The sequence below is a fragment of the Streptomyces sp. NPDC048361 genome (assembly GCF_040651795.1).
Taxonomy (GTDB): Bacteria; Actinomycetota; Actinomycetes; order Streptomycetales; family Streptomycetaceae; genus Streptomyces.
In genome coordinates, this window is record NZ_JBEZKW010000012.1 from 74741 (window position 1) to 82571 (window position 7831).

5 protein-coding genes and 1 pseudogene are annotated in these 7831 nt (G+C 72.1%); 4 read left to right on the top strand and 2 right to left on the bottom strand.

The window, feature by feature from the left end:
* Positions 1–529: 529 nt before the first annotated feature.
* Both AB0D31_RS09500 and AB0D31_RS09505 read right to left on the bottom strand, forming a co-directional pair.
* A complete protein-coding gene (locus AB0D31_RS09500; protein WP_362719354.1) occupies positions 530–1075 on the bottom strand; it encodes an FABP family protein in 546 nt (181 codons plus the stop codon).
* 247 nt (positions 1076–1322) lie between these two features.
* Positions 1323–2450: a diaminopropionate ammonia-lyase gene (locus tag AB0D31_RS09505; RefSeq protein ID WP_362719357.1), complete on the bottom strand. Its 1128-nt coding sequence runs from the start codon at positions 2448–2450 to the stop codon at positions 1323–1325.
* Between the two features lie 124 nt (positions 2451–2574).
* Between AB0D31_RS09505 and AB0D31_RS09510 the strand changes: the two genes are divergently transcribed.
* The 4 genes and pseudogenes from AB0D31_RS09510 (at position 2575) to AB0D31_RS09525 (ending at position 7648) form a co-directional block, all read left to right on the top strand.
* Entirely contained in the window at positions 2575–3516 is a 942-nt protein-coding gene (locus AB0D31_RS09510) for a LysR substrate-binding domain-containing protein (protein WP_362719507.1), read from the top strand.
* 225 nt (positions 3517–3741) lie between these two features.
* Positions 3742–3855: pseudogene (locus tag AB0D31_RS09515) on the top strand (polyketide cyclase /reductase); the annotation flags it as partial.
* Positions 3856–4010: 155 nt separating this feature from the next.
* A complete protein-coding gene (locus AB0D31_RS09520) occupies positions 4011–4844 on the top strand; it encodes an FAD binding domain-containing protein (RefSeq protein ID WP_362719360.1) in 834 nt (277 codons plus the stop codon).
* Positions 4841–7648, top strand: a complete 2808-nt coding sequence (locus AB0D31_RS09525) for a molybdopterin-dependent oxidoreductase (protein WP_362719363.1) — start codon at positions 4841–4843, stop codon at positions 7646–7648. The genes AB0D31_RS09520 and AB0D31_RS09525 overlap by 4 nt, the downstream gene beginning before the upstream one ends.
* The last annotated feature ends 183 nt before the right edge of the window (positions 7649–7831 follow it).

Genomic DNA, 7831 nt, shown 5'->3' on the forward strand with positions numbered 1-7831 from the left:
TCACACCGGGTAGCCACCAAGGCCAAGGCCAAACCCCGGACGAGCAGACGGGAGTGGACGATGGCGCACCCCGCCGGGCGCGGACCCCCCGGCTCCGGGCCGCCCCAGGACACTGATTCTCCGCAGGTCACCTTGGGGCGGGCGTCCCGGTGTCCCAGCGCCACTCACCCCGCTTGCGCGCCGGCCCGCGGCCCCCTCGATGCCGCCGCGATGCCTGGACCTCCCGTTCGCAGAGCGGTAGTTGGGGTGGGCGGGAGGGGCGGGCGTCATGGATAGCGCATGGGGGACGAGGCAGGGTGGAGCAAGGCGGGCGCGACGGTCGCGGTGGGCGGGACGTTAGCGGTGGGCGGTGGGCGGTGAGCGGTGGGCATGACGGTCGCGGTGGTCGTTGGGCGCGACGGTCGCGGTGGCACTGTTCGCCGCCGCGGCCGGATTCGCACCCTCCGCCCGATTCACGCCCTCCGCCTGATAAGCGGGTGCCGCGTGCATTTTGGCGAGATGTCCCAGGACGGTGAACGACAGCGTGCCGTCAGCCCGTGCGACGCCGCAGGACCGCCGTGAGGTGGTGTTGCAGAGGGCGGCCGACCGCGGCCAGGTCGTGGGCGAAGGTCAGTGTGGTGTCGTCGGTCAGCTCGTAGCGGCGACGGGTCGCGTCGACCTCCTTGGCGGTCGGAGTGAGAGCCACCTGGTGGGTGGCGAACTCCACCGTCTTTCCGCTCGCCGCGCCGACCGCGATCTCGGCGATGCCGGTGGGCTGGGTGATCAGGGCCTCCACCCGGCCGTCGGGCTGGAGCCGCCACCAGCCGCTCTCACGCGCCGACGGTCGCAGCGGCGCGCCGTCCTCGCCGATGAGCCAGGCCCGGGCCTCGTACCGCAGGAAAGGACGGCCGTCGTGGGTGAAGGTGACCTCTTGTGCGTAAGTGAAGTCCCCGTCGATCGTTGGGTAACCGCCCTCACCCCGTCCGTACCAAGTGCCCAGAAAGCCGACCACGGGCGCGAGCAGCGCATGCGGGGCGGGCGTCGCCTCCGGGTGGTGGGCGTCGGGGTAGGGGTGTTCCGGTGCGGGGTCGAACACGGCGGACGCTCCTGAGCTCGGGGTTGATGCCGGAGGCAGCCTAGGGTGTTCTCGGAGCGACTTCGCTTCGGCGGCCCCAGTCGGGCGGTATCCGTTGACCCGGTGAGGCCCGGCCGCCCTCATAACCCTGGACCCTGGCGCCCTCATCGTCCCCGTCCAGCCCAGGTGGCCCCAGAGGAACCCGCACCCCCGGCCCCCGGCCCCCGGCGCCCGGCGCCCGCGGCCGACCGATCCCCACCCCCGGGTCTCAACAACCGCCTGCGCCACGCGGATTCGCCGCAGTCCCCTCGGTGTTCAACAGGACGACCACCGACGACGGGCCGAGCCCCAGTGCCGTGCGGCGGTCGTCGGCGCCCGGGTCGGTGAGCGCGGCTTCGAGGCCGGCGAGGGGCGCGGCGCCGCAAGGGCCCGAGGAGACGCCGAGGGCCGCGAGGCGGGCCGCCGCGCGGGCGCCGGCGGAGTCCGGGACGGCGACCGCGGCGTCCAGGCCGTCGCGCAGGCGTGGCCAGGCGTTGCTGGACGGGGTTCCGCAGTTGAGCCCGGCCATGGCGGTGTCGCCGGTGGTGATGCTGAGGAGCCTGCCGCGCTCAAGGCTCCGTAGGACGCAGGCCGCGGCCTCGGCCTCGACCGAGAGCAGCGCCGGCGCGTGCCCGGACGGACGGCTGCGGTAGTGCGTCACGACGGCTTGGGCCAGCGACCCCACCCCCACCGGCACGGCGACCAAGTCGGGCCCCCGCTCGACGCCTTGAGCCGTCAACTGCTCGTCGATCTCCGTGCAGAGCGTGGAGTACCCCTCGACGATCCACCCCGGGATCTGCTCGTATCCCGGCCAGCCCGTGTCCTGGACCAGGACCGCGTCGGACCCTGCGGCGGCCCGAGCCGCCAGGCGCACGGCGTCGTCGTACGGCCCGGCGACCTCGGTGACCTCGGCTCCCTCCGCGACGATGGCGGAGACCGCCCGCGGATGGACACCGTGCGGTACGTAGACGTGGGCGCGCTGTCCGAGCAGCCGGGCCACGTGGGCCACGGCGCGGCCGTGGTTGCCGTCGGTGGCCGTCACCAGCGTGACCGAGCGCGCCTCTTCGCCGCTCGCGGCCCGTTCGGCGAGGTCCCGCCGGACCGCCCAGGACGCCCCCAGCACCTTGAACGCGGGCAGCCCGAACCGCGACGACTCGTCCTTGACGAAGACCCGGCCGACCCCCAACTCTGCTGCCAGCGAAGGGAGTTCGGTCAGCGGAGTCGGCACATAGCCGGGCAGTGCGGCATGGAAGTCCCGCACCTCGGCCGGGGCGGGCGCACACCGCCAAGTGCGGGCGCCGGGCCGGGCGAACCAGGGGAGGGGCAGGGCGCGGAGTGTCGCTACGTTCTCAGGCACACGCCCAGGGTGCGGCCATCTCCGCCCTTCGGTCCAGCTCATGTTTCCGACCTATACTCATCGGCCACACCGACTGATCGACGACGACCGGCAGCCGGCGGCGGCCGGAGAGGCGGGCCGGCCCATGTTCGATCTGCACCGACTGCGCCTCCTGCGCGAACTCAAGCACCGCGGCACCCTCGCCGCCGTCGCCGCCGCCCTGTCCTACGCCCCCTCCTCCGTCTCCCAGCAGCTCTCTCAACTTGAGGCGGAGGTAGGGGTGCCGCTCCTTGAACGGGTCGGCCGGCGGGTGCGCCTGACGGATCAGGCCGAGATCCTTGTCGGCCACACCGAGGCGGTCCTCGAACGACTTGACCGCGCGGAGGCCGAGATCGCCACCTCCCTCGCCGACCTCACCGGCCTCACCGGCCTCACCGGCCTCACCGGCACCCTGCGCATCGCCTCGTTCCAGACGGCGGCCCTCGCCCTGATACCCGGGGCGCTCGGGCTCCTGCGCGACCGTCACCCGCACCTTCGGGTGCATCTGAGCCAGTTGGAGCCCGAGAGCGCGCTGCCCGGCCTTCAGGCCCGCGACTTCGACCTGGTGCTCGCCGAGGAGTATCCCGGCGACCCCGGCCCGCGCCCGGCGGACCTCGAAGAGGAGGGCCTGCTCGACGACCGGATCCGCCTCGCGTCCCCAGACGCGGCCGAGCGGTCGACGAGCACGGATCCACTGGCCCCGCTGCGGCAACTCGCGGGCCACCCTTGGGTCATGGAGCCCGAGGGGACCGCCGCCCGGCGCTGGGCGGTGGCCCTGTGCCGCGACGCCGGGTTCGAACCCGACGTACGGTTCGAGACCTCCGACCTCCTGCTCCATCTACGCCTCGTCGAACAGCGGCACGCGGCGGCCTTCCTGCCCGATCTGGTCTGGGGCGGAGGCCGGCCGACCGTCCCCCTGCACCCACTCCCCCAGGGCCGCGGCACCCGCCGAGTCTTCACCGTCGTACGCCGCGGCCGCAGCGGCCATCCCGCCGTGCGGGCGGCCCGTTCAGCTCTTGCCCGGACCGCCACGAACACGCTCAACTAGAGCTCGGTTCATGACAGTTGGCGCGCTGCCCCAAGAGCTCGCGCAGGGACGGTGCCCCGACGGTTTCGGCCGGGCCCCGCGCCGCCGGGGATTCCTTCAGATCGCGTACGAGATGCCACACCCCGCCCACCACGCCAAACCGTTGACCTGCCGCGGGCAGAGCGTCGACCCCGACGCTCGCGTCCGCTACCGCACCGAGACCGTCATTCACGCGCCGCTCAGCCGCAGGTCGACGCCAACGTGGCCGCCGCCACCGACATCCTCCGCACGGGCCTCGACGCGTGGCTACGGGATCTGAAGAGCGCCGCCGAAGCCCGCACCGCCGATCAGCCGGGCTGATGACGGGGACCGTCGACCATCCGGTGAAGCCGCCTGGTGAATCCTCCAGTGGGCATGCTCCCGCGCCGCCGTTTTCCGTGCGCCGAACCAGTCGTTTCCAGCCGTGCTCCGGGCTTCACTGGCCTGGATGCAGTGGTCGAAGGGCGTGGAGAGACATGGATCTGAACACCGTGACGGACGTGCGGGACGCGCGGCTCCGTGAACCCTGGCAGGCGGGCGACGCATGGCTGGGCGGGGGCACCTATCTGTTCTCCGAGCCGCAGCCCCATCTGCGGCGTCTCGTGGATCTGAGCCGGATGGGCTGGGATCCGCTCACCGTGGGCGCCGACGGTTCACTGAAGATCGCGGCCACGTGCACCATCGCCCAGCTCTACCGGTTCGGGCGGGCCATGCCCGTGGCGTCCGCGCCCCTCTTCGAGCAGTGCTGCCGTGCCTTTCTGGCCTCGTTCAAGATCTGGAACATGGCCACGGTGGGCGGGAACCTCTGCAACGGCCTGCCGGCCGGCCCCGTGATCTCGCTGGCCGCCGCGCTCGACGGCAGCTGTCTGCTCCAGTCGCAGGAGGGTGCCGTGCGCGACGTGAAAGTCGTCGACTTCATCCGAGGCGCCGGCGTGAAGGACCTCGGCGAGGGCGAGCTCCTCCGCTCGGTCACGCTGCCCGGACGCGCCCTGGCCTGCCGCACGGCCTTCCGGCAGGCATCGCTGTACGGGCTCGGCCGCTCGGGCGCCCTGGTCATCGGCACGCTCGACCCGGCGGACGGTTCGATGGCGGTGACCATCAGCGCGGCGACCGTGCGCCCGTTCCGCTTCTGGTTCCCGCTCCCTCCCGACCGGGGGGAGCTCCAGCAGGTGATCGACACGCACATCCGCGACGACGACTGGTACGACGACATCCACGGACTTCCCGAGTGGCGGCGGCACATGGGGCTGCGTCTGGCCGAGGAAGTCCGCCACGACCTGACGCGCCTCTCCGGGGACGGTGTGCGATGAGCTTCGGCATCGAGGTCAACCAGCAGCACTTCGACGCCGAGCCGCGCGCCGGCCAGTGTCTACGGACGTATCTGCGCGAGCGCGGCTGGTACGGGGTGAAGAAGGGCTGCGACGGCGGCGACTGCGGGGCATGCACCGTCCACGTCGACGGGGAGCCGGTCCACAGCTGTCTGTATCCGGCGGTACGGGCCGAGGGCCGTAGCGTGACGACGGTCGAGGGGCTCGCCTCGCCGGAGGGCGAACTCCACCCCGTACAACGGAAGTTCCTCGAAGCGCAGGGATTCCAGTGCGGGTTCTGCACCGCCGGATTCCTGATGACGACGGCTGCCCTCGAAGCCGAACAGGGCACCCCGCACGACGACGGGAAGCTGGCGGACCTGCCCCGCGCGTTCAAGGGCAACATCTGCCGGTGCACCGGATACCGCGCGATCGAGGACGCGGTGCGCAGTGTGCGGCACACCGAACAACCCTGTGCCGGTAGGGCAGTTGGCAAGAATCTGGGTGCTCCGGCCGGCCCTCTGGTCGTGACCGGCGCCGCGCGCTACACCTTCGACGTCGACGTGCCGGGACTCCTCCACATGAAGCTGCTGCGTTCCCCCCACCCGCACGCCCGGATCCTCTCCATCGACACCGTCCGGGCGCTGCGCGTGCCCGGGGTGCACGCCGTCCTCACCCACCACGACTCGCCCGACACCCTGTACTCCTCGGCCCGCCACGAGCACCCGGGCGAGGACCCCGACGACACACGCGTCCTGGACGACGTCGTCCGCTTCGTGGGCCAGCGCGTCGCCGCTGTCGTCGCCGACAGCGAGCAGGCCGCCGAGGAGGGCTGCCGCCGGATCGAGGTGGTCTACGAACAGCTTCCGTACGTCATCGACGCGGATGAGGCGATGGCGCCAGGCGCCCCCGTCGTGCACGCCGGCAAGGGGCCCGAAATGCGGATCGCCCGGGTGGAGAACAACGTCGCGGGTGAGGTGCACGGCGAGATCGGCTGTGTCGAGGACGGCTTCGCCGAGGCCGACGTGGTCTACGAGAACACCTTCCGCACCCAACGCGTCCAGCACGCCAGCCTGGAGACGCACGGCTGTGTCGCCTACTTCGAACCGAAGGAGGACGGCAGCGGGGAGCGGCTGACCGTGCGCTCCTCCACCCAGACCCCCTTCCTGACGCGCCGCGCGCTGTGTGCTCTCTACGATCTGCCCGAGGACGAGGTCCGGGTCGTGGCGGGACGGGTCGGCGGCGGCTTCGGCGGCAAGCAGGAGATGCTGACCGAGGACATCGTCACGCTGGCCGCGCTGAAACTGCGCCGCCCGGTGAAGCTGGAGTTCACGAGGGCCGAGCAGTTCTTCGGGGCGACCACCCGCCACCCCTTCACCATCGGGATCAAGATGGGCGCCCGCGCCGACGGGACCCTGACCGCGTTCCAGATGCGTGTGGTCACCAACACCGGCGCATACGGCAACCACGGCCCCGGCGTGATGTTCCACAGCGTGGGCGAGTCGTTCGCCGTCTACCGCGCACCCCACAAGAAGGTGGACGCCTACTCGGTCTACACCAACGTCGTCCCGTCGGGAGCCTTCCGCGGCTACGGCCTCGGCCAGGTCACCTTCGCCGTCGAATCGGTGATGGACGAGCTCGCCCACCGGCTCGGCATGGATCCGTTGGTCATCCGCGAGAAGAACATCATCGGCCCCGGCGAACCCCTGCACAGCCCCATCGGCGAGGAGGAGGAAGACCTGCACATCGCCTCGTACGGTCTCGACCAGTGCCTGGCGGTCGTCCGCAGGGCCATCACCGAGGACGACAGCGCAGAGCAGGCGCCCGAGGGGTGGCTGGTGGGCCAGGGCACGGCGATGGCGATGATCGCGACCACCCCGCCCGGGGGACACTACGCCGACGCCCGTGTGACCCTGCTTTCCGACGGCACGTACGACATCGCCGTCGGCACCGCGGAGTTCGGCAACGGCACCACCACCGTTCACCAGCAGATCACCGCGGGCGCCCTGAACACCACCGTCGACCGCCTGACGGTCCGTCAGGCCGATACGGATGTCGTGCGCCACGACACCGGGGCCTTCGGCTCCGCGGGCACGGTCGTGGCGGGCAAGGCCGTCCTGCTCGCCGCCACCTCGCTGGCCGAGCGGCTCCGGACCTTCGCCGCCCGCCACTGCGGGGTGGCCCGGCACCTGTGCGTGCTCGGGGCGGATGCCTTCGACTGCGCGGGCCGGGTGGTGACCCTGAAGGAGCTCCACGAGGCGGCCCTCGCGGCGGGCGCGGAGGACGAGCTGGCCGTGGACGGCCACTTCGGCGGCACGCCCCGCTCCATCGCGTTCAACGCCCAGTGGTTCCGCCTCGCCGTCGACCCCGCGACCGGCGAGATCCGTATCCTGCGCAGTGTCCACGCGGCCGACGCGGGCAAGGTCATGAACCCGATGCAGTGCCGCGGTCAGGTCGAGGGCGGAGTCGCCCAGGCGCTCGGCGCGACCCTCTTCGAGACGGTACGCATCGACGAGCGCGGCGCGGTCACCACGGCCGCCTTCCGCCGCTACCGGCTGCCGCAGTTCGCCGATGTCCCGCGCACGGAGGTCCACTTCACGCAGACCACCGACGCGATCGGCCCGCTGGGAGCCAAGTCGATGAGCGAGAGCCCCTTCAATCCGGTGGCCCCCGCGTTCGCGAACGCGCTGCGCGACGCGACGGGGGTGCGCTTCACCGAGATGCCGGTGACGCGTGACCGCGTATGGCTGGCGCTGGACCGCCATGCCCGGTCGGGAGCGGAGGCGGGCGCGACTCACGACGCGTGACGGTCGAGCCGGGGCGCCCACGGCAGCCGGGCGCACCGGCCACTCCGGCCACTCCTGTCCTCTCGTCACGCCGGTCACTCCGGGCGCACCGGCCACTCCTGTCCTCTCGTCACGCCGGTCACTCCGGGCGCACCGGCCACTCCTGTCCTCTCGTCACGCCGGTCACTCCGGGCGCACCGGCCA